We start from the raw sequence: 23,338 nt of genomic DNA on the forward strand, positions 1-23,338 counted from the left end.
CATGGGCAGCCTGCCACGCATTCTCCCGATCACCGTCATCGACTCGCAGACACCGGTGCCGGCCGAGGCCGGCCACCATCACGACGCCGATGATGGCCCGCGCAGCCTTGGCCAACCGGCACCGTGCAGCCTGTACGTGCAGGACACACCGATCAGCGAGGCCGATATCGCCCGCGAGATGCAATACCACCGGGCGATGCGCCCGGAGCAGTCGCGTGCCGATGCGGCACGTGCGCTGGTGGTACGCGAGCTGCTGCGGCTGGAAGCCGAGCGGCTTGGTCTGGCCGACGCCCCCGGCGTCGGCCAGGAGACCAGCGAGGAAGCACGCATCCAGCAGCTGATCGAACAGACGCTGGAAGACCGCGTGCCCAGCGAGGACGACTGTCAGCGCTATTTCGAGCAGAACCCCGAGCGCTTCCGCTCGCCCGACCGTATCCGTGTGCGGCACATCCTGCTGGCGGCACCGGCCGACGACATCGCTGGCCGGCTGAAGGCCCGCACCCAGGCCGAGAAGCTGATTGCCGAACTGCTGGAACAGCCGCACCTGTTCGCCGATCTGGCCGCGCGCCATTCGCAGTGCCCGTCCAGCAGCGAAGGTGGCGAGCTGGGTTGGCTGCAACGCGGCCAGACCACGCCGGAATTCGATCGCCAGGTATTCCGCCTGCGGCAGGGCCTGGCGGGCTTCCCGGTGGAATCGCGTTGGGGCTATCACGTGGTCAGCATCGATGCGCTGGAGGCCGGAACAGCGCTCAGTTTCGCGCAGGTGCAGCCGCAGATCAGCGACTACCTCGAATTGCAGGTGCGCCAGCGCGACGTGCAGCAGTTCCTGCTCGAACTGCGGGAGCGTTACCCGGTACGTGGGCTGGAAGACATCGAAGCACAAGCTGAGTAAGACGTAATCCCCCAGGAGCGGCAATGAGCCAGAATTTGCAGAACATCAGCAGCGGCGAGCAACAACGTGCGTTGTGGCTGAGTACCTTCGCCTTCACCGTGTGTTTCGCGGTGTGGATGATTTTCGCCATCATCGGCATCCAGATCAGCGAGCAGCTGGGCCTGAATGACACCCAGTTCGGCCTGCTGATCGCCACCCCGGTATTGACCGGTTCGGTGATCCGCGTCTTCCTCGGCATCTGGTCCGATCAGTTCGGTGGGCGCAAGGTGATGACCCTGGTGATGCTGTGCGGTGCAGTCGCGACCTGGCTGCTGACCTATGCACAGACCTACCCGCAGTTCCTGCTGGCGGCGCTGTTCGTCGGCATCGCCGGTGGCAACTTCTCGGTCGGCGTCACCTATGTGTCCAAATGGTTTCCCCCGGAGAAGCAGGGCACCGCCCTGGGCATCTTCGGTGCCGGCAACATCGGCTCGGCGGTCACCAAGCTGCTGGCACCGCTGGTGATGGTGGCCTCGGGCTGGATGATGGTGGCCAAGCTGTGGGCGGTCGGCCTGGCGGTCACCGCCATCCTGTTTTACCTGTTCAGCAAGGAAGATCCTTCGCTGGAAGACCGCCGCCGCAGCGGCGTCAAGCCGATGTCCTTCGCCGAGCAGATGGCGCCGCTGAAGAACCTGCAGGTGTGGCGCTTCTCGCTGTACTACTTCTTCGTGTTCGGCGGCTTCGTCGCGCTGGCACTGTGGCTGCCGCATTATCTGGTCGGCGCCTATGGCATGGACGTGGGCACGGCCGGCGTGCTGGCGGCGTGTTACTCGATCCCGGCCAGCCTGTTCCGGGTGGTGGGCGGCTGGATGTCAGACCGCATCGGTGCACGTCGGGTGATGTACTGGACGCTGGGGGTGTCGGTGATCTGTACCTTCATCCTGGCCTATCCGGATACCCGCTACATCGTGCAGGGCATACACGGCGAGATCAGTTTCCACCTGGCGATCAGCGTGACCCTGTTCACCGTGCTGGTGTTCGTGCTCGGCTTCTTCATGTCGCTGGGCAAGGCTGCGGTCTACAAGCACATCCCGGTCTACTACCCTCAGCACGTGGGCTCGGTGGGCGGCGTGGTCGGCATGATCGGTGGCCTCGGTGGCTTCATCCTGCCCATCGTGTTTGGTGCCTTGAATGATGCGCTCGGCATCTGGAGCAGCTGCTTCATGCTGCTGTTCGTACTGGTCAGCATCGCGCTGGCGTGGATGCACTTCGCCATCCGTCGGATGGAGCGTCGCAACTTCCCGCAGCTGGATCGTGAGACCGACCTGCCCGAAGCCATCGATGCCGCCGCCGCGGAGAAACAGCGGCGGGCTTGATCCAGATCAGTGAAACCCGGCGGTCGCTGCGCGAGGATGCTTGCATGTCAGTAGAGACCGCCGGGATGGATGACGCCACATTGCATGTTGCATTGCTGCAGCAACCCGCGCACGTGTTGTTCCCGGCGCCGGCGGAGCTGAGCCCCGGCTTCGCCGAGGCGGGCTGGCGTGCGGCCATGCAGGCCAGCAACGAGCATCTGATTCCACGTGCCTTGACGCTGGGTTTCTGCGCACCCCCACATGAGCTGGAGCGCGCCGAAAACGTGCTGGACGCGCTGCTGGTATGCCTGCGCCTGCATGCCAGGATGCTGGCCAGCGACCGCGAAGTGGCGGCGATGGTGCTGCAGCCCGGCATCGTCGAGCACCTGCCGCCCGCCCTGCTGGGCCGCCTGTTGGACGCGGTGCCGGAGCAGCTGTGCACCATCGCCCGGCCGCAGGTGGAAGTGCGGCTGGATGCGGCCAGCGATGTCGCACCGGCTGCATTGCGCGAGGTCGGCTGTACCCGGATGACGGTGATCGACCATGCCGGCGTCGATGGCCCGGCGATGCTGGCGCAAGCCCAGCAGACCGGCTTCACCGCGTGTTACTACCAGCTGCGCGTGCCGTGCTACGCCGATGTGTCGTTCCTGCAGCGGCTGCAACGTGTGCTGGAGCTGGCGCCCGAACGCATCATCCTGCCGTCGCCTGCCTTGCTGCCCGAGTACCCGTTGCCAACGGACTGGCTGCAGGCATGGCGGCTGCTGCGTGCGGCCGGCTACCTGCCGCTGGGCGGTGACCACTACCAGCGGGTGGACCTGCCAATGCCGCTGCGCAACGGTGATGGCCAGCGTCATTGCGACCTGCTCGGGGTACCGCGGCGCGAGCGCCATGACCTGCTCGGCATCGGCGTGGGCGCCTGCAGCCAGATAGGCGATGTCATCTGCCGTATCGAGCCGGAGCCGCGCAACTGGCGCGCCTGCCTGGTGGTTGGGCAGCCGGGGATATCCTCCGGGCTTATTCTTTCCGAGCATGAACGCATGACCGATGAGGTGGTGCAGAGCCTGGCCTGTGACCACGCGCTGGACATGCGTGCGTTTGAATGGCGCAACGCGCAGCCGTTCGACGCCTGTTTCGAGCACGCATGGGAGCGCGTCGCCATGTTCATCGAACGCGGCTGGCTGCGCCGTGACGGCGACATGCTGTTGATCCAGAACGAAGGTGAGCTGCTGTGGCGTATGATCGCAGCGTGCTTCCGCCCCTTGGCCGCTGTTGCTTGAAAACGGAATGACGTCACCTACACCCCCACCGCGCGGGCCCCTGGGAACCGCGACGCCGAATCCAGCCGCTGCCGGCGACGGTGACGCGCTGCATTTCTGCACGACCTGTGCGTTCTCCGATGCCTGCAGCTCGCAGGGCTATGACAAGACCGCGCTGAACGAGCTGCATGTGATGGTCGACCACGTTGGGCCGTACCACGCCGGTGACTACATCTTCCGCGCGGGTGAACCCTTCGATGCAATCGCTGCGGTGCGCGCCGGCATGGTCAAGACCTTTGTCGACGACAGCCTCGGCAACGAACAGGTGCTGGGCTTCGCCTTGCCCGGTGAAGTGATCGGCCTGAATGCCATCCACGGTTCGCGCTACCCCTGCAATGCGGTGGCGCTGGATACCGTGCATCTGTGCCGCATCTCGTTTCCGCGCATCAGCATGCTGGCCAGTCGCATGCCAGGCCTGCAGGCCAAGCTGTTCAGCCTGCTCAGCGCCGAGATCGGCAAGGCGGCGCTGCTGGCGGCCAACTACCGTACCGAAGAGCGCATGGCGGCATTCCTGCTGGATATCTCCAACCGCTACGCACGACGCGGCTTTTCCGCACACCGCTTCAACCTGACCATGACCCGTACCGAGATCGCCAACTACCTGCGCATGGCACCGGAAACGGCCAGCCGGGTGTTGCGGCGCTTGAGCGACGAAGAAGTCATCGCGGTGAAGCAGCGCGAGATCATCCTGCTGCAACCCGAGCGGCTGGCCTTGATGGCGGCCACCGATGACGCAAGCGAATGATGCCCAACCGAGGATGCACGCATGAACAAGCTGTGGGCGTTGTTGTTGCTGGCCGCCACGCTGCCGGCAGGCGCGGCTGAACTGACAGTCTCCGCTGCTTCCAGCCTGACTGAAAGCTTTCGCGAGATTTCCGCTGCGTATGAAAAAGCCAATCCGGGCACGAAGGTTGATTTGAACTTCGCCGCCTCCGGCACCTTGCTGCAGCAGATAGCGCGCGGCGCGCCGGTCGATGTGCTGGCCTCGGCCGACCAGACCACGATGGCACAGGCCAATACCGAAGGCCTGATCGATCCGGCAACCCAGCACGTATTCGCGCAGAACAGCCTGTGGGTGGTGGTGCCGCCGCAGGCCAGCAACAAGCCGACCACGTTGGCGGCGCTGGCCAAGGCCGATGTGAAGCGCGTTGCCATCGGCAATCCCGACAGCGTGCCGGTCGGGCGCTATGCACGCGGCGCGCTGCAGCAGGCCGGGGTGTGGCCGGCGGTGCAGGCCAAGATGATCAGCACCCAGAACGTGCGCCAGTCACTGGACTACGTCGCGCGCGGAGAAGTGGATGCAGGCTTCGTCTACGCCACCGATGCACAGGCGATGAGCGAGCGCGTGCAGCGTGCCTTCCAGGTGCCGGTTGCCGGCGGCATCGCGTATCCGCTGGCGATGGTGAAGGCCAGCCGCAATGCCGCCGAAGCCAAGCGCTTCATCGCCTTCGTGCGCTCGGCGCAGGGCCAGGCCATCCTGCACAGGCACGGCTTCGGCAGTCCTTGATGGTGGATCTGGACTGGAGCGCGCTGTGGTTGTCGCTGAAGGTGGCCGGCTGGGCGACCGCGATCAACCTCGTGCTCGGTGTCGGATTTGGTGCCTTGTTGGCACGGCGGCGCTTCCCCGGCCGTGAGTTGCTGGACACGGTATTCACCCTGCCGATGGTGTTGCCGCCGACGGTGCTGGGCTACTACCTGCTGGTGCTGATCGGCAGCAAGGGCCCGCTTGGTGCATGGCTGGAAAACAGCTTCGGCATCAATCTTGTGTTTACCTGGCAGGCAGCGGTGATCGCTGCCGCAGTCGCGTCGTTTCCGTTGGTGTTCAAGCCGGCGCGTGCGGCCTTCGAGGATGTGGATGGGCAGCTGGAGCAGGCCGCGCGTACCTTGGGCGTGTCCGAGCTGGCGCTGTTCTTCCGGATAACCTTGCCGCTGGCATGGCGCGGCATTCTTGCCGGCCTGCTGCTGGCGTTCGCCCGCGCGATGGGCGAGTTCGGCGCCACCATCATGGTCGCCGGCAGCATTCCCGGCCGCACCCAGACCTTGTCCATCGCCATCTACGAAGCGGTGCAGGCCGGCAATGATGGTCGCGCCAACGTCTTGGTGCTGCTGTCCTCGCTGGTCTGCATCAGCGTGCTGCTGCTTGCTGCACGATTGGTCGGGCGGCGGCAGGAGGGGGCACGCAATGTGGCTTGAACTGGATATCCGTCGCCAGCTACAGGCTGCGGGGCAGCAGTTCCAGTTGCAGGCGGCCTTGCGTTGCACCCAGCCCAACGTGGTGTTGTTCGGCCCGTCTGGCGCGGGCAAGAGTTTGACCTTGAAGGCAGTGGCCGGGCTGTTGCGGCCGGATGCCGGTGTGATCCGCATGCACGGGCAGGCACTGTTTGATGCGGCGGCAGGTATCAACCTGTCACCGCAGCGGCGCCGCATCGGCTATGTGTTCCAGGACTACGCCTTGTTCCCGCATTTGACGGTGCGGCAGAACGTGGGCTTCGGCCTGCAGCAGGGTCTGTTGAATCCGTCGCGCGCCCGCCGCGTCGATGCGGTGGAGCAATGGCTGCAGGCATTCCGCATTGATCACCTCGGGGACCTGTTGCCGTCGCAGATCTCCGGCGGCCAACGTCAGCGCACCGCCTTGGCGCGGGCACTGGTGACCAAGCCGCAGGCGCTGCTGCTGGATGAGCCGTTCGCTGCACTTGACCACGCCCTGCGTGCGCATCTGCGCCAGGAACTCGAAACGGTGCTGGACCAGACCGGCATCCCGCTGCTGCTGATCAGCCATGACCCGGAAGACGTGGCTATGTTCGGACAGCAGGTGGTGCATCTGGCCGACGGCCGCGTGCAGGTCTGAGCGCGGCGCTCAGTCCGGCTTGCCGTCCGCACGCGGGCGCCAGTAGATCCATCCCAGTCGCAGCAGCCACGGTGCAAGTACCAGCAGCCAGCCGGCAGCGGCTACGGCATGCCAGCGCCAGGGATCGTCCAGCAGCGGTGCGAGGATGCGTAGCAGTGCAACCAGCTGCAGGCCGAGCAGGGCGATCCAGGCGACCACCGGCATCACCAGTGCACGCCCGGAATGGCCTTGGGTCACACGGGTGACCATCGCCACCAGCAGGCTGCCGAACAGGCCAATGACCAAGGCATGCAGTGGCGCGCGTTCCAGCCAGCCGGGATGGCCGGACAGCGCGGCGATGTCCTGCAGCAGATACAGCAGCGTCGCCAGCGGCCACCATGCCAGCCCGTAGAACAACACCGCCAGCAAGGCCGGTTTGGGGCCGCGTGGCCACCAGCGCCACAGCGAGTACAGCGACAACAGCAGCAAGCCGGCATCGGCCAGCAGCATGACCAGTGGCAGCAGCGCTTCGCCGAGCAGGTGCAGCAGGCACAGCGCCCACAGGGTCGCCAGCCACTGCGGTGGCCGCCATGCCTGATAACCCGGCACCACATTGCCGGCGAAGAACGGGAACATGCGGTGGGCGACGCTGGTGTAGATCGGCAGCAACAGTCCGAAGGTGCCGATCGACACGCTCAGTGCCTGCCAGCGGACATCGCCGCCTGCGGCAGCAATCGCGAAGCAGAGCAGACCTATCCAGCCCAGCAGCAAGCCGGACCAGCAGGACCACGCATGCCAGGTGCGGCCTTTCTCCTGCAGCAGCAAACGGCCGAGTGCGACCAGGCCGAACGCCCAACCCGGCAGCGCCAACAGCAGGGCCAGCCACACTCCCGGCTGCCAGCCGAGGCTGGCCGCAAGCAGCGCGATCTGCGCGCCGAACAGGCCGCCGCCAACGCCCGCGTACTGCCAGCGCGGCAGTGCTGGCAATCCCATCCAGCGCGGGAACACGGTCAACAGAAAGCCGAAGATGAAACTGGGCAGCACCAGGTATTGCATCCACAGCCCGTGCAGCCAGGCCGGCGGCAAGCCGGGCGCGGGCAGGGGAGTGCCCAGCTGCAACCCGCCCAGCCACAACGCCCACCAGCCCATCGCCAGGCCGAGGTTGCAGACACCAATGAAGAACAGCAGCCGGTGCGGCGCGTTGAACAGCGGCAGGCTGGTAGTGGACGTGTTCACGCGGCGAGTATCCGCCCGTCTTTCGCCGTCGGTACTGACCAATATCAAGCCGTGCCGCGTGGCGCCGGCAAGGGCAGGAAGAAGCCACAGCGGACATCGCGGGATTGATTGATGGCTGGCCGTAGCCCGGGTAAGCGCAGCGCACCCGGGGGCTGGCGCAGTATTTGAGGGATGGCCAGTCCGGTCTTCCCGGGTGCGCGGCGCTTACCCGGGCTACGTTGATGTAGTGCGGTCGACATGTGGTGCAGCCGCTGAGCGGCAAGGGGCGCAGATCGTGATGGCAGGCAATCCGCCTGCCATGGTGCGATGATGGCCCAAGCAGGCAGCCGGCCTACCGTGCTGCTGCCAGTGAAGCTGGTTGGCGGCAGGTCGACGCAGCACGCCAGTGGCCAGTCATCTCTTCTTGCGGGGAAGCAGAAAGATGTTCCGTGGCGACCTTGAAGTCTGGTTCCTGCTACGCCGGTTCGCCTTGACGGTATGGGTGCTGCTTGCGCTGTGTGTCTCGCTGCTGCTGGCGCCTGCGTCGGCATTGGCCGCAACCGAAGAGGCGTCCGTCGACGTCGCTTCCGCAGCGACGGTGCGTTTCTACAACCGCGACATCCTGACCTTCCGCAGTGCGTTCATGGGCCGCTCGCCGTCGCAGCGTGCAGCGGTCACCGAGTTCAACATCAAGCGCATCGTCGATGAGCCCGGCGTGCCCAGGGTCACCTTCAACGACACCGCTGATGGCGCGATCCTGCTGCTTGGTGGCGAGGTGGTCACCCTCATCACGCCTGCCGATGTGGATGCCGCGCAAGGCGAGACGCTGGGCCAGGTGCGTGAGGCGGTACGCAGCCGGCTCGACGACGCGGTCGTCGCGGCTGAGCGTGCGCCGGGCCGTATGTTCCGTGGCGTCCTGCATTGTCTTGTCGCCACCCTGCTGGCAGGGCTGTTGATCTGGTTGCTGGCGTGGGCGGCACGCAGGTTACGTGCGGCGATGCTGGCGTGGGTCGGTCGAAGGGCGGGGACCTTGCGCAGCGCGCCGGTCCGGCAGATGTTGCATGGTGCCAACGCACTGGCCGATTGGCTGTCGCGCGCGCTGCTGCTGGTGGCGGTGTTGTTGCTGGCAGAGGAATGGCTGCGCTACGTCTTCCATCAGTTTGATTACACCCAGCCCTGGGCCAGGGCGATGACGGCCTGGGTTGCGGCCCAGGCCAAGGCCTGGCTGTGGGCAGGCGTGGCGGCGATACCGGGGCTGGTCACCGCGATCGTCATTTTTCTGCTGGCGCGGCTGTGCAGCCAGATTGTCGGCTTGTTGTTCCGGGGCGTGCAGAACGGACGCTTCCAGTTGTTTGGCATCGACCGCCAACTGGCCGAGCCCAGTCGCAAGCTGACCGTGGGAGGTATCTGGCTGTTTGCGCTGGTGATGGCCTATCCCTATCTGCCCGGCTCGGGCAGCGACGCCTTCAAGGGCTTGAGCGTGCTGCTGGGCGTGATGATTTCGCTGGGCGGCTCCAGCATCGTCGGCCAGGCAGCGGCGGGTTTCACCCTGCTCTATGCGCGGACGATGTCGATTGGCGACCTGGTCAAGGTGGCCGATGTCGAGGGGCAGGTGATCCAGATTGGTTTGTTCACTACCCGCATCCGCACCCTGACCGGGGTGGAAGTCAGTCTTCCCAACATGCACGTGCTCAGTGGCAAATTGCTGAACTACTCGCGCGATCCCCAGGCCGCGGGTATGTGGCTGGAGACCGGCGTCACCATCGGCTATGACACGCCGTGGCGGCAGGTGCAGCGCTTGCTGCTGGATGCGGCCGGCAAGACCGCACATGTGCAGAGCGCGCCTGCCGCCTATGTGCTGCAGACCGCGCTCAATGACTTCTATGTTGCCTATGTGCTGCGCGTGCATATCGTTGAGTTCCCGCTGCGCGCGGAGATCCTCAGCGCGCTGCACGCCAACATCCAGGATGCGTTCAACGCGGCCGGGGTGCAGATCATGTCGCCCAACTACATTGCCGACCCTGAACTGCCGAAGATCGTCGCGCCCGCCGATTGGGATCCGCAGGGCCCGGCGGCATGATCGCCGCGCAGGTAGCCGTTGCCTGAGCCGGCTGCGCACGGCTGACATATGCGCGGCGTAAGCTCGCCCGGACCTGCTCGGCAGCCGCCAGAAGGCTTGCCCTGCCTTGGTTTGCCGCGCTGCCGCAAGGCCTTTGCGCGGCCGCTCGCTAAACTGATTTCATTTGCAACGGAGGTCGTATGGCTGGTTTTCGTCCGGTGTCGCTGATTGGCGTGCCTACCGATGTGGGTGCGGGCGCGCGTGGTGCGCGGCTGGGTCCGGAGGCGCTGCGCATTGCGGGCTTGCCTGAGGCGCTGGTCGAACGCGGCGTGGACGTGCGCGACATCGGCAACCTCGATGGTCCGCGCAATCCATGGACCGGCCCGGTGCAGGGCTACCGTCACCTCGACGAAGTAGTCGCCTGGAACCACGCGCTGATGGAGGCGAGTTACGCCGAGCTGAAGGAAGGCCGCATGCCGATCATGCTTGGCGGCGACCATTGCCTGGGCGTTGGATCGATCACCGCAGTCGCGCGCTGGTGCCGTGAGCAGGACAAGCAGCTGCGCGTGCTGTGGCTGGATGCGCACTCGGACTTCAACACCTCCGATGTCACCCCGTCAGGCAACATCCACGGCATGCCGGTGGCCTGCCTGTGTGGTCTCGGCCCGGAAGGCCTGACCCACCTCGGCGGCAGCGCCCCGGCGATCGCACCGTGGCAGGTCCACCAGATCGGCATCCGCTCGGTCGACCCGGAAGAGAAGCGCCTGATCAAGCAGCACCGCGTTGATGTCTACGACATGCGCTACATCGACGAAGCAGGAATGAAGCGGACGATGGAAGCCGCGCTGCATGGCATCGATGCCAATACCCACCTGCATGTCAGTTTCGACGTGGATTTCCTCGACCCCAGCATCGCGCCGGGCGTGGGCACCACGGTTCCGGGCGGCGTCAATTACCGCGAGGCGCAGCTGGTGATGGAGATGATTGCCGACACCGGTTTGATGGGCTCGCTGGACATCGTCGAGCTGAACCCCTTGCTCGACCACCAGAACCGCACCGCCGAACTTGCGGTGGACCTGGTGGAGAGCCTGTTCGGCAAATCCACGCTGATGCGCGATTAACAATCGGCCGACATCACTGAACGTGTGCTGCGCGACTTCACGCGGAGCACACGGCCGAGCCGCCAGATTCGTCTTCACACACGAAGTGCCTGCCGCCGGTCACCGGCCACGGCATCTGCCTTGAAAGGGAGGAGGAGACGAATGATGAAGCGACTGTTGATGTTGGCCCTGGTGGGCGCGTTCTCGGTTGGCATGCTCAGCGGCTGCAATACCGTGGCGGGCGCAGGCAAGGACATGCAGAAGGCCGGTGAAAAGGTCGAAGACAAGGCGCAGGATTGCAAAGACGGCAAGTGCTGATGAACACGCGGTCCGTTGTGGACCGCACCGATGGAACCACCACAGGAGAAACACATGAAGCGTTTGGTTGCCCTGATGATGTTGTCGCTGTTCTCGGTCGCGGTGCTGGCTGGTTGCAATACCGTTGCCGGTGCAGGCAAGGACGTGCAGAAGGCTGGTGAAAAGGTGGAGGATGCTGCCAAGGGTCATTGATCCGGCAGGGTCCTGCAGATGAATGAAGGAGGCCGGCAATGCCGGCCTTTTTCATGCGCGTGGTCCGCTGGCTGAAGCGATGTTCACCAAGGTCAGCAGTACACAACGAAACATGGACCTGATGCCAACAGCGCTTCGGTGAAGGTGGTCCCACGCGAATCAACCGCGTATCCCCCGAAGGAGCAGCGTAATGAACAAAGACATCATTTCCGGCAAGTGGACCCAGCTCAAGGGCAAGGTACAGGCCAAGTGGGGCGACATCACCGACGATGACATGAAGGTGGCTGAAGGCAACGCCGAATACCTGGCAGGTCGCCTGCAGGAACGCTATGGCTGGGCCAAGGACCGCGCCGAAACTGAAGTGCGCGACTTCCAGAAGGCGCTGCACAAGGACTACCCCGATTACCACTGATGCCGGGTGACTGAGGGAAGTCGTCCGCCTCAATCAGAAACCGATGCCAGTCCTCTGGCATCGGTTTCGCTTTTGCTTTTGTGGGAGCGGCGTAAGCCGCGAAGCAGGGGCATCATCAGATGACACAGTTGCTGAGAGATGGGGCTTGATCAGCTTCGCGGCTTACGCCGCTCCCACAAATCAGCGGCAGGCAAGCAACTTAGCGCCCACGCGCCGGTGGATCCGGCACGAAACCGCTGGGGAACGCCTGTGGCGAGTTGTCCACGTGACGATAGCCGCGCGGCAGGATGCCCATCGCCACCAGCCGTTGCCGCGAGTCATAACGCACCTCGCTGACCTGTACCGGATTACGGCTTGCACGCTCGAAGCTGGTCAGCGACGAGCTCGACCACTCACGCTCACCGTGACCGGTGCCCAGCCGCTGCCGCGATTCACTCTTGGCCATCGCACTGGGTGCAGCGGCTTCAGCCGCCCGCCCGCTGGAATTTGCGCTCGCACTGGCCTCGGCACGGTCCTCGTACTGTGGCATCGGCCGCGGCCGCGGCATCGGCAGTGGGCGCACGTCATACACCGGCCGGCGGGCCTCGTTGAACACGGCGATGCCGATCACCCCGACATTGGCCGGGCGGCCGGTGCGGCTGGCGTAGCTGTCGCTGGAGCTGGTGAACACGAACTGCGCCACCTCGGCATTGGATTTGCGCCAGCCGGTGATCTCACTGCTTTGCCACGGCTCCAGCACATAGCCGGACTGGCTGGGTGAGGCGGTCTGGCCGGTAATGGCATTGACCCCGTCCACCGACAGCACCACCAGCACACGCTGGCCGCTGCGGTTCTGCATGCGCACGCTGTAGCGGTGGCCGGGGTTGCCGGCCACCCATTGCTGGCCCCGGTGCGGATGCAGGTCCAGCTCCTGCCCGTCGTCGCGGTCGATCACCGACAGCAGCACCGGGCTCTCATCCGCCGGCCGTACCGGGCTGAACCCGCATAGCGCGACAACCGACAACACACTGGCTAGAAAACGGTACATGGCAGGCTCCTTGGCGGGGTACGTGGCATGAAACGGCCGGGCGCGGGCAACGGGGTTGAGGGCGGGGACAGGCTGGGGCGGTTACACTGGCCCGGTTCATCCGCTCGTCAGCTTGGTTTACATGACTACCCGCGTCCTCACCGGCATCACCCCCTCCGGCACTCCCCATCTCGGCAACTACGTCGGCGCGATCCGCCCGGCCATTGCCGCCAGCCAGGCCTCGGATATCGAGAGCTTCTTCTTCCTGGCCGACCTGCACAGCCTGATCAAGGCGCAGGAGCCCGAGCGCACCCAGCGTTCGACCCTGGAGATCGCCGCCAGCTGGCTGGCCTGCGGCCTGGACCCGGACAAGGTGTGGTTCTACCGGCAGAGCGACATCCCGGAAACCACCGAGCTGATGTGGTTCCTCACCGTGGTCGCCAGTAAGGGCATCCTCAACCGCGCCCATGCCTACAAGGCGGCGGTGGACAAGAACCGCGAGGAACAGCTCGACGACGATGCAGGCGTCAGCGCCGGCCTGTTCATGTACCCGGTGCTGATGGCCGCCGACATCCTGATCTTCAACGCCAACAAGGTGCCGGTGGGTCGTGACCAGATCCAGCACATCGAGATGGCGCGCGATTTCGCCCAGCGCTTCAACCACGTCTATGGCAAGGAATACTTCGCCCTGCCGGAAGTGATCATCGACGAACAGGTGGCCACCCTGGCTGGCCTGGACGGTCGCAAGATGAGCAAGAGCTATAGCAACACCATCCCGCTGTTCGTGCCGCGCGAGGAGCTGAAGAAGCTGGTGTTCTCCATTCTCACCGACTCGCGCCTGCCGGGCGAGCCCAAGGACACCGAGGGCTCGGCGCTGTTCCAGATGTACCAGGCCTTCGCCAGCCCGGAGCAGACCGCAGCCTTTGCCAAGGCCTTTGCCGAGGGCATCAGCTGGGGCGATGCCAAGCAGCAGCTGTTCGAACGCATCGACGCCGAGCTGTCGCCGCTGCGCGAGCGCTACAACGCCTTGATGGCCGAGCCTGAGAAGATCGAAGCCATCCTGCGCAAGCGTGGGCAGCAGCTGCGCGAGCAGTTCGCCATCCCGCTGTTGAAGGAGCTGCGCCACGCCGTTGGCCTGCGTGACCTGTCTGCAGCCGGTGACAAGCCCAAGGCGGCGGTCGCTGCCAAGGCGGCGCTGCCGCTGTTCAAGCAGTACCGCGAGAAGGATGGCCGCTTCTATTTCAAGCTGCTCGATGGCGAAGGCACGCTGCTGATCCAGAGCGAAGGCTTCGATTCACCGCGCGATGCCGGCCAGCTGATCGCCGTGCTCAAGCAGGCCGAGCAGGGCGATGCGCTGCAGAGCGAGCTGTTCAAGGTCGAAGTGGAAGTGGAGCCGGTGCTGGCGGCGTTGCGCGAACTGCGCGAGGCTGCAGCGAAGGAGTAATCACCTGCGGAGGAGCACGTCGGTGGCCTGGTTGTCGTTGTTGTTGTTTCTCCCCTGGTTCTGCGTGATGGGAGCGCTGTACTGGTGGTTTCCGCGCCAGCCGCGCAATCGCCGGCGCAGCGTGTTTGATGCATCGATGCTGGTGCTGGCCCTCGCGGCCAGCATCGGCTTCATGTTGTGGGGTTACCACGTGGGCGCAACCGAGGTGGCCGAAGGCCTGTGGAAGCAGATCCTCGCCGTGTTGTATGCCTACGGTGGCTTCCTGGCGGTGATGGTGCTGGCTTTGCTGCTGCGCCCGCGCGTACTGCAGCACTGAGCCGACGCGGCTGCGACAAAAGTCCGGGTTGAGTGCGGGCAGGGCGGCTGGCAGGATCGAAGCCAGTTTCTGCCGGAGTTGCCGCATGTCTCTTGCCCATGGCATCCACACCATCGATACCGCGTTCCAGCGCGATCACTTCGATGCGGCCTACCTGATCGTGCAGGACGGACGTGGCGCGTTCGTCGATTGCGGTACCACACATTCCCTGCCGAATCTGCTGGCCTGCATTGCGCAGGCGGGTCTGACGCCTGCGGATATCGACTGGCTGATCGTCACCCATGTGCATCTGGATCATGCCGGCGGCGCCGGTGCGCTGATGCAGCAGCTGCCCAATGCGCGGTTGGTCGTGCACCCGCGAGGTGCCCAGCACATGATCGATCCGACCCGGCTGATCGCCGGCGCAACAGCGGTGTATGGCGAAGCCGAGATCGCGCGCAGCTACGGCCAGATCGTGCCGGTGCCGGCCGAGCGCGTGGTGGTTGCCGAGGATGGGCATCGGGTTTCGTTGGCGGGTCGCGAGCTGGTCTGCGTGGACACGCCGGGACATGCACGGCATCACTTCTGCGTGTGGGATGCGGCCAGTCGCAGCTGGTTCACCGGCGACACGTTTGGCCTGTCGTATCGCGAGCTGGATCATGCTGGCGGTGCGTTCATCATTCCCACCTCCTCACCGGTGCAGTTCGAGCCGGAGGCAATGCATGCCTCGATCCTGCGCTTGATGCAGGAAGCGCCGGAAGGCATGTACCTGACCCATTACGGCCGGGTCGAAGGCACGGCGCGATTGGCGCAGGAACTGCACGAGCAGATCGACGCGATGGTGGCGATCGCACAGCGCTGCAACGGCGAACCGGAACGCCATCGCCTGCTGGTGGATGCGCTCGGTGCGCTGTATGTAGCGCGCTTGCGCCTGCAGGGCAGCCCGCTGGACGCATCTGAAGTGCTGCGGGTGCTGGCAATGGATATCGAACTCAACGCACAAGGCCTGGCCTGCTGGCTGGACCGCGAGAAGCGCTGAAAGCGAGCGGACTTCCGGTAGTGCCGAGCATGGCCCGGCACTGCGGAGGGACTTTGCGGGAAAGCCCCCTGCCGAGCATGGCTCGGCACTACCGCTCCCTCCCTTGCGCGTAGCGCAGGGGAGGGTCGGGGAGGGGTGCTTTTGTGCTGTTGCCGTGGCTGTTGCTTCATCAGCTTCGCGGCTTACGCCGCTCCTACAAGGCCGTTGGCGGTTAGAATCTGCCATTCATTCTGTCGTTGGTAGTTGCCGTGAACCCGATGCGCATCCTGCTGCTGTCTTCCTGCCTGTTTGTCGGCGGCATCGCCTCGGCGGCCAATGACCTGCCCGGCGGTGGCATCGATCCGGAAGCGCTGTCGCGGCATGTGCGCATCCTCGCCTCGGACGAGTTCGAAGGCCGCGCCCCGGCCTCGGCCGGTGAGCAGCGCACGGTGGACTATCTGGTCGACGAATTCCGGAAGGCCGGCCTGCAGCCCGGTGGCAAGGACGGCAGCTGGGTGCAGGAAGTGCCGCTGGTCCGCGCCACGGTGGACGGCCCGGTACAGGCCAGCCTGAACTTGAACGGCAAGTCGGTGCCGCTGGTCAACGGTGAGGACATCACCCTGCAGAGCCTTAGCCCGTTCGGTGTGGTCGACCAGCAGGACACGCCGCTGGTGTTCATCGGCTATGGCATCTCCGCGCCGGAACGGCATTGGGACGATTACAAGGGTCTGGACCTGAGCGGCAAGATCGCCGTCGTGCTGATCAACGATGCCGACTTCGAGACCGAAGCACCCGGTGCGTTCGACGGCAAGGCGGTCACCTATTACGGCCGCTGGACCTACAAGTTCGAAGAAGCCGCACGCCGCGGCGCCGAGGGCGTGCTGATCGTGCACGAGACCGCACCGGCCGCCTATCCGTGGGCGACGGTGAAGGCGTCGGGTACTTCGCCGCTGTTCGATATCGAGCGCAGCAACGACGAGGCCCTGGCCGCACATACGCCGGTACGCGGCTGGATGCAGCGGGCCCTGGCTGAGCGCATCTTCAGCGCCGCTGGCCTCGATTTCGAGACCGAGAAGCGCAAGGCGATGAAGGCCGACTTCCGTCCTGTCGAGCTCGGCGACGCCAGTCTCACCACCAGCTTCTGGGTCAAGCGTGAGCGCGTGGTCACCCGTAACGTGGTGGCCAAGCTGGAAGGCAGCAGCCATCCGCAGGAGTCGGTGATCTTCTCGGCGCACTGGGACGCCTTCGGCATCGGCCAGCCGGACGCAAGCGGCCAGACCGTGCGCCACGGCGCCATTGACAATGCCACCGGCGTGGCCTCGGTGCTGGAGCTGGGCCGCGTGTTCGCCGCCGGCCCGCGCCCGCAGCGTTCGCTGTACTTCATCGCGTTGACGGCCGAAGAGAAGGGCCTGCTCGGCGCCAGCTACTACGCCGCGCACCCGCTGGCACCGCTGGAGACCACCGCTGCGGTATTGAACATCGAGATGTTCAGCCCGGACGGCGAAACCGCTGACATCGCGACCTGGGGCAATGGCCGGGTTTCGCTGGAAGACGATGTGCAGCGCGTTGCCCAGGCACGTGGCCGTCGTTGGTCGCCGGATCCGAACCTGGAGGCTGGCTTCTTCTACCGCGCCGATCACTTCGCGTTTGCCCGCAAGGGCGTGCCGGCGATCACCGTCGGCGCCGGCCTGGACAAGCTGGACGGCGGCGTTGCCGCCGGCCGCGCGTTGCGTGATGCCTATTTTGCCAAGTGCTACCACCAGGCCTGCGACGCGTGGTCGCCGCAGTGGGACGCGCGTGGTTTGGCTGCCGACACCTTGTTGGTCTACGACATGGGGTTGGAGCTGGCCAACAGCCGGAAGTGGCCGACGTGGCAGAAGGGGGCGGAGTTCGAGGCTGCACGTGAAGCGAGTGATGCTGCTCGGCGTTGAATGATGTTGCCCGGCGCTGAGTGATGAGAGGACCGGCGGACTGAGTCCGCCGGCTTTTGCTTTTTGCTCTTCGCTGTTCGCTTTTGCTTTTATGTCGTCATTCCCGCGAAGGCGGGAATCGCTCTGGCTTTTGCTGTTTGCATTTGGCAGGACGAAGGCAGGGAAAAGGGCAAATGCAAAAGGCAAATGCAAAAGGCAAATGCAAAGGCATAGAGCGATGACCCGACATTCGTCGGTTGAATACCCCGCCTGCGCGGGAATGACGGCATAAGAGCAGGGCCAAATCCAAAGCCCAAGCCCAAGCCCAAGCCCAAGCCCAAGCCCAAGCCTTTACCGTCGCGTACCATCCAACCAGTTCGGCCCCTTGTTCTTCAGGAAGAACACATACACCACCAGCGACACCGCAATCACCGCGGTGACATAGATGGCGAACGTATCCACATGCCCGGTCTTCAGCGCGCCCTGATAGAGCAGCGGTGCCGTGCCACCAAACAGTGAATTGGCCATCGCATAACCAAAGCCAACGCCCAGCGCACGCACATGCGTGGGGAACAGCTCGGCCTTCACCACTGCGTTGATCGAGGTGTAGCCGGTGAGGATGACGAAGCCGACTGCCAGTACCAGGAAGGCCATCAGCGGATCATGCTGCTGCGGAAGCTGGGTGATCATGTACCAGCTATAGAGCACGCCGCCGACGCCGAAGAACACCAGCAGGCTCTTGCGCCCGACGATGTCCGACAGCCAGCCGCCGACCGGCTGCAGCAGCATCAAAAAGGTCAGCACACCGAGGTTGATCACGGTCCCGGTCATTACGTCGTTACCCGCAAACGCGCTCTGGATCATCTTCGGCCCGTTCACCGAGTAGGTGTAGAAGGCAACCGTGCCACCTGCGGTGATCAGGAAGCACAACAGCAACGGCCGCCACTGGTGTACGAACAGTTCGTACATCGAGCCGGATGCCTTGGCGCGGCCATCCTTCGCGGCTTCGATGGAATCGGAGGTCAGTGATTCGTCCATGCTCCGGCGCAACCAGAACACCACGATGGCGGCGATGCCGCCGATGCCGAAGGCGATGCGCCAACCCCAGGCGGAGATCTCGGGCTTGTCCCACAGCAGCAACATGCCGAGCAGGGTCAGCTGCGCCAGTACGTGGCCGCCAACCAGGGTGACGTAGTGGAACGAGGACAGGAAGCCGCGCCGGCCGGGGATCGCCGCTTCGGACATGTAGGTGGCGCTGGTGCCGTACTCGCCACCGGTGGCGAAACCCTGTGCCAGCCGCGCGAACAACAGGATCAGCGCCGCCGCGCCACCGATCTGCGCGGCGGTCGGGGTGATCGCGATCAGGAACGAGCAGGCCGCCATCACCGTCACTGAAACCGTCAGTGCGCGGCGGCGGCCATAGCGGTCGGCGAAACGGCCGAAGTACCAGGCGCCGATCGGCCGCATCAGGAAGGTTGCCGCGAAGATCGCCCACACGTAGATGGTGGAGTTCTTGTCGGCGGCCGAGAAGAACTGCGACTCGAAGTACACCGCGAACACCGAGTACACATAGACGTCGTACCACTCGACCAGATTGCCGGCCGAGCCCTTCAAGGTATTGGAGATGGAGCGGCGCAGGGCGGCGCGGTCGGAGGCTGCCGGTGCGCTGGCGGTGACGGTGTTCATGCAGGAGCTGTCCTCGCTTGATGGCCAAGGGCCGGACGACGCACGCCGTGGTGACGTTGTGCTTGCCTCCACGCTACCGCAGTGCGTGTATGGATGATGTAGGTAGCTTGCCAAACGAATACAGCATGCTGTTTTTCAGACTGATCTCGGCGCCGCTGTGCCCTAGAATTCACCTTCCCCCGAATGGTGGCACCGCCTCATGTCCTCCCCCGTATCCACGCCGGCTGCTCCTCCCAGGGGTGGCCTTGTCGTTTTGGCCTTGTTCCTGGTCTACGTGGTGTGGGGGTCGACCTATCTCGGCATTCATCTCGCGCTGGAAAGCGGGCTGCCGCCGCTGACGGTGATCTCCGGCACGCGCTTCCTGCTCGCCGGCAGCCTGCTCTATGCCTTCCTGCGCTGGCGGGGTGTCGCCGCGCCGACCCGCGCGCAGTGGAAGACGGTGGCGGTGATGGGGGTGTGCCTGCTGTTCCTCGGCAATGGCATGGTGGTGCTGGCCGAGCGCGATGTGTCATCCGGTCTGGCCGCGGTGGCGGTGGCCTCGGTTCCGTTGTGGATGGCGCTGTTCTCCGCCATCCGTGGCGAGAAGGCCACGCTTGGCGAGTGGCTGGGCATCGCCATTGGTTTCGTCGGCGTGGTCTGGCTCAACGCCGGCAGCAGCCTGACCGCGACGCCGACCGGGCTGATTTTGTTGCTGATCGCGCCGCTGGGCTGGGCCGGTGGCTCGATCTGGTCGCGCGGCCGCGACCTGCCATCGCCGTTCATGACGGCCGCCGGGCAGATGCTGTGTGGTGGCGTGGTGCTGATCAGTGTTGGCCTGCTGCGCGGTGAACGCATCAGCGCGCTACCCAACCTGCAGGGTCTGTTGTCGGTGAGCTACCTGACCGTATTCGGCTCGATCATCGCCTTTACCGCCTACGTGTGGCTGCTGCACAACGTGCGCCCGGTGCTGGCCAGCAGCTATGCCTACGTCAATCCGGTGATTGCCGTGGCGCTGGGCGCGTGGATCGCGCATGAGCGTTTCAGCATTTCCGATCTTGGCGCGATGGCGGTGATCCTGGCCGGCGTCGTGGTCATCACCCTTGCAAGGCTGCGTCGCGCATGAACAGCAACAGCGAAACCCGCAACGGCCTCTGGGCCACCACCCTGGCCTTCGTCATCTGGGGCCTGTTCCCGCTGTACTGGCACCTGCTCAAGGAGGTGCCCTCGTTCCTGATCATTGCCCACCGCATCGTCTGGAGTGCGGTGCTGCTGGTCGGTGGCCTGGGCATCATGCGCGGCTGGGGCTGGTTGACCGAGGTATGGGCAACGCCGCGGCGGTTCTGGTTGCTGGGCCTGTCCAGCCTGCTGATCGCGCTCAACTGGAGCCTGTACATCTGGGCGGTAAACGCCGGCCACGTGGTGGAAACCAGCCTGGGCTATTTCATCAACCCGCTGCTGAGCGTGCTGCTTGGCGTAGTGGTGCTGGGCGAGCGCCTGGGCAAGCTGCAATGGCTGGCGGTAGCGCTGGCGGCGCTGGGCGTGGCCTGGCTGACCTGGCAGAGCGGCCGTCCGCCGTGGATCGCGATTGGCCTGTCCATCACCTTTGGCCTGTATGGCCTGCTGCGCAAGCTGGTGGTTGTCGATGCGGTGAGCGGGCTGGGTGTGGAAAGCCTGTTCATGGTCGCACCGGCGCTGGCTTATGTGATCTGGGCCGAGGCCGGCCATGGCGGCGGTTTCATTTCCGGTTGGGGCGTTGGCAACGACGTGCTGCTGGTGCTGGCCGGCGCGGTCAGCGCGATCCCGCTGATTGCCTTCGCCTTCGGCGTGCGGCGGGTGCCGCTGACCGTGGTCGGCCTGCTGCAGTACATCGCGCCGACCCTGCAGTTCCTGGTCGGTGTGCTGGTGTTCCGTGAAGCCTTCAATGCCAGTCAGCTGGTCGGCTTCTGCCTGATCTGGGCTGGCCTGGTGGTGTTCGCGGTGGCGGGTGTGCGCAAGGCGCGCATGGCGCGTGTGGTTTCGCCGGCTGCGTAAGCGGCACGTGCCGTAGCCCGGGTGCGCTGCGCTTACCCGGGCTACGCCACTCAGCGGTTGATGACGGCTTCGATGCGGTGCCCGTCCGGGTCGATCAGAAACGCTGCGTAGTACAGCGGCCCATAGTCCGGGCGCAGGCCCGGCGCACCGTTGTCGCTGCCACCGATGGCAAGCGCGCTCGCATGGAAGCGATCAACCGCGGGACGATCCGGCGCGGCGAAGGCCAGATGAAAACCCGCACTTGCAGCGCTGGCGTCATCGCGCAGCTTCAGGCAGAACAGATCTTCATCGTCGACCAGTCCATAGCCGATGGCGGTGTCGTCCTCGAATACACGGCAGAAACCCAGCGCGCCCAGCGCGGCATCGTAGAACGCGCCGCCCAGGGCGAGGTCGCGTACCGGGAAGGAAACGTGGTGCAGCATTTCAAGCGACCTGCGGGTTGGCGGTGAAGTGCTGACGTTAGCGGCTCTGCATCAACGTGTCTGCTGCTGATTGGTGCGTAGCGCCTTACAGGTATCAACACAAAAAAGAACGGCGCCCAAAGGCGCCGTTCTCTCGCGATCAGCAGCGGCTTACTTGGCCGCGTTGCTGTCCTTGTTCTTCATCATCGCGTCGCGGTTGGCCTTGAACGGGTTGCCTTCATACCAGTTCGGCCAGGCATCGCCGCCGGCCAGCTGCTGGCCAACGCCGTATAGCAGTTCCAGGTCTTCGACGATGCCGTCGAGCTTCCAGGTGGCCGGATCGTACTCGTCCTTCGGGCCGTGGTAACGGTCCTTGCCATAGGCTTCGGCAGCACGCTTGCCAGCCTCGACGCCGCCGTCGATCAGGTCTTCGCCGCCATCGGCATACAGCGCAGGCACGCCGGCCTTGGCGAAGTTGAAGTGATCGGAGCGGAAGTAGAAGCCGCTCTGCACCGAGCTTTCCGCATGCAGGGTACGGCCCTGCTTGGCGGCCAGCGGCTTGAGCAGGTCTTCCAGCTCGGAGCTGCCAAAGCCCGTGACGGTGAGGTCACGCGCACGGCCATTGACCGACATCGCATCGATGTTGATCACGCCGGCAATCTTGTCCAGTGGGAAGGTCGGGTGGTTCACGTAGTACTGCGAACCGAGCAGGCCGGATTCCTCCAGGGTCACCGCCAGGAACACCACCGAGCGCTCCGGCGGGGTCTGCTGGTGCGCCATCGCATCGGCCACTTCAAGAATGCCGGCCACGCCGGTCGCGTTGTCGACCGCGCCGTTGTAGATGTTGTCGCCTTCCTCGCCTTCGTGCTTGCCCAGGTGATCCCAGTGCGCCATGTACAGCACGGCTTCGTCTGCGCGCTTGCTGCCCGGCAGTACGCCGACCACGTTGCGCGACTTCTTCTGCGCGATGGTGCTCTTCAGGTCCAGCGACAGGCTGGCATTCAGCGGTGCCGGCTTGAAGCCGCGCTTGCTGGCGTCCTTGTAGGCCTTGTCCAGGTCCAGCCCGGCATCGGCGAACAGCTTGCGCGCGGCTTCGGCGCTGAGCCAGCCCTGTGCCTGCAGGCGCGGCTGGCTGTCTTCGGCGGCGGGCAGGTCGTACTGGGCACCACCCCAGGAGTTCTTCACCACATCCCAGCCATAGGAAGCGCCGGCGCTGTCGTGCACGATCAGCGCGGCGGCAGCGCCCTTGCGTGCGGCTTCCTCGAACTTGTAGGTCCAGCGCCCGTAATAGGTCATGCGCTTGCCATCGAACAACTTGGCATCGTCGGTGTGGAAGCCCGGGTCGTTGACGAACATCACCACCGTCTTGCCCTTCCAATCCTGGCCGGTGTAGTCGTTCCAGTTCTGCTCGGGGGCATCCACGCCGTAGCCTACGAAGACCAGTTCGCTGTTGTCGATCTTGATTTCCGGCTGGCCGCTGCGGGTGCCGATCACCATGTCGGTGCCGAACACCAGGTCACGGTTGGCGCCGCCCTGCTGGATCTTCAGCACGGTGCCCGGATCTGCCGTGGTTTCGGTCATCGGCACTTCTTGGAACCAGCTGTCGCCGTTGCCCGGTTGCAGGCCGATGCGCTGCATCTGGTCGCGGATGTAGTTGACCGTCAGTTCTTCGCCGTTGCTGCCCGGGGCGCGGCCTTCGAATTCATCCGAGGCCAGGGTCTTCACCAGCTCGCCGAAGTCGGCGGCATTGATGCCACCGGCAAAGGTGTGGGCCGGCGGCGGTGCAGGGGCCGGCGCGGAAGAGGCCGGTGCCGGGGCCTCCTGCTTGCAGGCGGCCAGGGCCGCGGTCGCGGCCAGGCACAACAACAGTTTGCGATGCATGAGAACTCCGGGTTGCAAGATC

General features: G+C 65.0%; 23 protein-coding genes. 18 read left to right on the forward strand and 5 right to left on the reverse strand.

Annotated elements, in window-relative coordinates; genetic code table 11:
- Position 1: 1 nt before the first annotated feature.
- Genes AC1VWL_RS10610 through AC1VWL_RS10640 form a run of 7 tightly spaced genes read left to right on the forward strand, consistent with a single transcriptional unit; the run spans position 2 to position 6,390 of the window.
- Entirely contained in the window at positions 2-892 is an 891-nt protein-coding gene (locus tag AC1VWL_RS10610) for a peptidylprolyl isomerase (RefSeq protein ID WP_482986655.1), read from the forward strand.
- 23 nt (positions 893-915) lie between these two features.
- Positions 916-2,247, forward strand: coding sequence for an MFS transporter (locus AC1VWL_RS10615; protein ID WP_296248926.1), 1,332 nt, complete (start codon positions 916-918; stop codon positions 2,245-2,247).
- Between the two features lie 44 nt (positions 2,248-2,291).
- Positions 2,292-3,503 carry a coproporphyrinogen III oxidase gene (locus AC1VWL_RS10620; protein ID WP_481615129.1) on the forward strand — a complete coding sequence of 404 codons (1,212 nt, stop codon included), beginning with the start codon at positions 2,292-2,294 and terminating at the stop codon, positions 3,501-3,503.
- Positions 3,504-3,510: 7 nt separating this feature from the next.
- Positions 3,511-4,287, forward strand: a complete 777-nt coding sequence (locus AC1VWL_RS10625; protein WP_482986656.1) for a helix-turn-helix domain-containing protein — start codon at positions 3,511-3,513, stop codon at positions 4,285-4,287.
- 21 nt (positions 4,288-4,308) lie between these two features.
- Positions 4,309-5,049, forward strand: a complete 741-nt coding sequence (gene modA, locus AC1VWL_RS10630) for a molybdate ABC transporter substrate-binding protein (protein WP_482986657.1) — start codon at positions 4,309-4,311, stop codon at positions 5,047-5,049.
- Between the two features lie 2 nt (positions 5,050-5,051).
- Complete coding sequence (modB, locus tag AC1VWL_RS10635) at positions 5,052-5,735, forward strand: molybdate ABC transporter permease subunit (protein ID WP_482986672.1); 684 nt, start codon at positions 5,052-5,054, stop codon at positions 5,733-5,735.
- Positions 5,725-6,390, forward strand: a complete 666-nt coding sequence (locus AC1VWL_RS10640) for a sulfate/molybdate ABC transporter ATP-binding protein (RefSeq protein ID WP_482986658.1) — start codon at positions 5,725-5,727, stop codon at positions 6,388-6,390. The genes modB and AC1VWL_RS10640 overlap by 11 nt, the downstream gene beginning before the upstream one ends.
- Before the next feature lie 9 nt (positions 6,391-6,399).
- Here the strand turns inward: AC1VWL_RS10640 and AC1VWL_RS10645 are convergent, their stop codons facing one another.
- On the reverse strand, positions 6,400-7,605 hold the full coding sequence (locus AC1VWL_RS10645; protein WP_482986659.1) for an NnrS family protein: 1,206 nt from the start codon (positions 7,603-7,605) through the stop codon (positions 6,400-6,402).
- A 421-nt stretch (positions 7,606-8,026) separates the two neighbouring features.
- On the opposite strand from AC1VWL_RS10645, the gene AC1VWL_RS10650 reads away from it, so the two are divergent.
- From AC1VWL_RS10650 to AC1VWL_RS10670, 5 genes are all read left to right on the forward strand, one after another.
- The gene (locus AC1VWL_RS10650; protein ID WP_481615750.1) at positions 8,027-9,664 is read left to right on the forward strand and encodes a mechanosensitive ion channel family protein; all 1,638 of its coding nucleotides are present in this window, start codon (positions 8,027-8,029) and stop codon (positions 9,662-9,664) included.
- Between the two features lie 179 nt (positions 9,665-9,843).
- Positions 9,844-10,764, forward strand: a complete 921-nt coding sequence (gene rocF, locus AC1VWL_RS10655; protein ID WP_482986660.1) for an arginase — start codon at positions 9,844-9,846, stop codon at positions 10,762-10,764.
- A gap of 144 nt (positions 10,765-10,908) precedes the next feature.
- Positions 10,909-11,061, forward strand: coding sequence for an entericidin A/B family lipoprotein (locus AC1VWL_RS10660; RefSeq protein ID WP_296248941.1), 153 nt, complete (start codon positions 10,909-10,911; stop codon positions 11,059-11,061).
- A gap of 54 nt (positions 11,062-11,115) precedes the next feature.
- Entirely contained in the window at positions 11,116-11,253 is a 138-nt protein-coding gene (locus tag AC1VWL_RS10665; RefSeq protein WP_303748520.1) for an entericidin A/B family lipoprotein, read from the forward strand.
- A gap of 190 nt (positions 11,254-11,443) precedes the next feature.
- Positions 11,444-11,665 (forward strand): CsbD family protein, encoded by a 222-nt coding sequence (locus AC1VWL_RS10670; RefSeq protein ID WP_282269033.1) that lies wholly within the window; start codon positions 11,444-11,446, stop codon positions 11,663-11,665.
- A 199-nt stretch (positions 11,666-11,864) separates the two neighbouring features.
- On the opposite strand, the gene AC1VWL_RS10675 is transcribed toward AC1VWL_RS10670, so the two are convergent.
- Positions 11,865-12,692, reverse strand: a complete 828-nt coding sequence (locus AC1VWL_RS10675; RefSeq protein ID WP_482986661.1) for a hypothetical protein — start codon at positions 12,690-12,692, stop codon at positions 11,865-11,867.
- Between the two features lie 121 nt (positions 12,693-12,813).
- Between AC1VWL_RS10675 and AC1VWL_RS10680 the strand changes: the two genes are divergently transcribed.
- From AC1VWL_RS10680 to AC1VWL_RS10695, 4 genes are all read left to right on the forward strand, one after another.
- Entirely contained in the window at positions 12,814-14,115 is a 1,302-nt protein-coding gene (locus AC1VWL_RS10680; RefSeq protein WP_481615756.1) for a tryptophan--tRNA ligase, read from the forward strand.
- A gap of 22 nt (positions 14,116-14,137) precedes the next feature.
- Positions 14,138-14,431 carry a hypothetical protein gene (locus tag AC1VWL_RS10685; protein WP_482986662.1) on the forward strand — a complete coding sequence of 98 codons (294 nt, stop codon included), beginning with the start codon at positions 14,138-14,140 and terminating at the stop codon, positions 14,429-14,431.
- Positions 14,432-14,516: 85 nt separating this feature from the next.
- Positions 14,517-15,449, forward strand: a complete 933-nt coding sequence (locus AC1VWL_RS10690; RefSeq protein WP_482986663.1) for an MBL fold metallo-hydrolase — start codon at positions 14,517-14,519, stop codon at positions 15,447-15,449.
- Positions 15,450-15,706: 257 nt separating this feature from the next.
- Positions 15,707-17,359 (forward strand): M28 family metallopeptidase, encoded by a 1,653-nt coding sequence (locus tag AC1VWL_RS10695; RefSeq protein ID WP_482986673.1) that lies wholly within the window; start codon positions 15,707-15,709, stop codon positions 17,357-17,359.
- A gap of 330 nt (positions 17,360-17,689) precedes the next feature.
- Here AC1VWL_RS10695 and AC1VWL_RS10700 read toward each other — a convergent pair whose 3' ends face one another.
- A complete protein-coding gene (locus AC1VWL_RS10700; protein ID WP_482986664.1) occupies positions 17,690-19,024 on the reverse strand; it encodes an MFS transporter in 1,335 nt (444 codons plus the stop codon).
- A 199-nt stretch (positions 19,025-19,223) separates the two neighbouring features.
- Here AC1VWL_RS10700 and yedA point away from each other — a divergent pair, with 199 nt between their 5' ends.
- The gene (yedA, locus tag AC1VWL_RS10705; protein WP_482986665.1) at positions 19,224-20,126 is read left to right on the forward strand and encodes a drug/metabolite exporter YedA; all 903 of its coding nucleotides are present in this window, start codon (positions 19,224-19,226) and stop codon (positions 20,124-20,126) included.
- Positions 20,123-21,034 (forward strand): EamA family transporter RarD, encoded by a 912-nt coding sequence (gene rarD, locus AC1VWL_RS10710; protein WP_482986666.1) that lies wholly within the window; start codon positions 20,123-20,125, stop codon positions 21,032-21,034. Before yedA ends, rarD begins: the two co-directional genes overlap by 4 nt.
- A gap of 50 nt (positions 21,035-21,084) precedes the next feature.
- On the opposite strand, the gene AC1VWL_RS10715 is transcribed toward rarD, so the two are convergent.
- Both AC1VWL_RS10715 and AC1VWL_RS10720 read right to left on the reverse strand, forming a co-directional pair.
- Entirely contained in the window at positions 21,085-21,456 is a 372-nt protein-coding gene (locus AC1VWL_RS10715) for a VOC family protein (RefSeq protein ID WP_482986667.1), read from the reverse strand.
- A 150-nt stretch (positions 21,457-21,606) separates the two neighbouring features.
- Entirely contained in the window at positions 21,607-23,316 is a 1,710-nt protein-coding gene (locus tag AC1VWL_RS10720) for a M28 family metallopeptidase (RefSeq protein ID WP_481614753.1), read from the reverse strand.
- Positions 23,317-23,338 lie beyond the last annotated feature (22 nt).

Source organism: Stenotrophomonas sp. STEN063 (genome assembly GCF_056854515.1).

What these genes read in the sequence shown, in the direction of transcription:
- AC1VWL_RS10620 (WP_481615129.1), top strand. Translation starts at nt 2,292, where the DNA reads ATGTCAGTAGAGACCGCCGGGATGGATGACGCCACATTGCATGTTGCA.
- modA (WP_482986657.1), top strand. Translation starts at nt 4,309, where the DNA reads ATGAACAAGCTGTGGGCGTTGTTGTTGCTGGCCGCCACGCTGCCGGCA.
- AC1VWL_RS10640 (WP_482986658.1), top strand. Translation starts at nt 5,725, where the DNA reads ATGTGGCTTGAACTGGATATCCGTCGCCAGCTACAGGCTGCGGGGCAG.
- AC1VWL_RS10690 (WP_482986663.1), top strand. Translation starts at nt 14,517, where the DNA reads ATGTCTCTTGCCCATGGCATCCACACCATCGATACCGCGTTCCAGCGC.
- rocF (WP_482986660.1), top strand. Translation starts at nt 9,844, where the DNA reads ATGGCTGGTTTTCGTCCGGTGTCGCTGATTGGCGTGCCTACCGATGTG.
- AC1VWL_RS10715 (WP_482986667.1), bottom strand. Translation starts at nt 21,456, where the DNA reads ATGCTGCACCACGTTTCCTTCCCGGTACGCGACCTCGCCCTGGGCGGC.
- AC1VWL_RS10625 (WP_482986656.1), top strand. Translation starts at nt 3,511, where the DNA reads ATGACGTCACCTACACCCCCACCGCGCGGGCCCCTGGGAACCGCGACG.
- AC1VWL_RS10695 (WP_482986673.1), top strand. Translation starts at nt 15,707, where the DNA reads ATGCGCATCCTGCTGCTGTCTTCCTGCCTGTTTGTCGGCGGCATCGCC.
- AC1VWL_RS10675 (WP_482986661.1), bottom strand. Translation starts at nt 12,692, where the DNA reads ATGTACCGTTTTCTAGCCAGTGTGTTGTCGGTTGTCGCGCTATGCGGG.
- AC1VWL_RS10700 (WP_482986664.1), bottom strand. Translation starts at nt 19,024, where the DNA reads ATGAACACCGTCACCGCCAGCGCACCGGCAGCCTCCGACCGCGCCGCC.
- AC1VWL_RS10665 (WP_303748520.1), top strand. Translation starts at nt 11,116, where the DNA reads ATGAAGCGTTTGGTTGCCCTGATGATGTTGTCGCTGTTCTCGGTCGCG.
- AC1VWL_RS10660 (WP_296248941.1), top strand. Translation starts at nt 10,909, where the DNA reads ATGAAGCGACTGTTGATGTTGGCCCTGGTGGGCGCGTTCTCGGTTGGC.
- rarD (WP_482986666.1), top strand. Translation starts at nt 20,123, where the DNA reads ATGAACAGCAACAGCGAAACCCGCAACGGCCTCTGGGCCACCACCCTG.
- AC1VWL_RS10670 (WP_282269033.1), top strand. Translation starts at nt 11,444, where the DNA reads ATGAACAAAGACATCATTTCCGGCAAGTGGACCCAGCTCAAGGGCAAG.
- yedA (WP_482986665.1), top strand. Translation starts at nt 19,224, where the DNA reads ATGTCCTCCCCCGTATCCACGCCGGCTGCTCCTCCCAGGGGTGGCCTT.
- AC1VWL_RS10650 (WP_481615750.1), top strand. Translation starts at nt 8,027, where the DNA reads ATGTTCCGTGGCGACCTTGAAGTCTGGTTCCTGCTACGCCGGTTCGCC.
- AC1VWL_RS10615 (WP_296248926.1), top strand. Translation starts at nt 916, where the DNA reads ATGAGCCAGAATTTGCAGAACATCAGCAGCGGCGAGCAACAACGTGCG.
- AC1VWL_RS10680 (WP_481615756.1), top strand. Translation starts at nt 12,814, where the DNA reads ATGACTACCCGCGTCCTCACCGGCATCACCCCCTCCGGCACTCCCCAT.
- AC1VWL_RS10610 (WP_482986655.1), top strand. Translation starts at nt 2, where the DNA reads ATGGGCAGCCTGCCACGCATTCTCCCGATCACCGTCATCGACTCGCAG.
- AC1VWL_RS10720 (WP_481614753.1), bottom strand. Translation starts at nt 23,316, where the DNA reads ATGCATCGCAAACTGTTGTTGTGCCTGGCCGCGACCGCGGCCCTGGCC.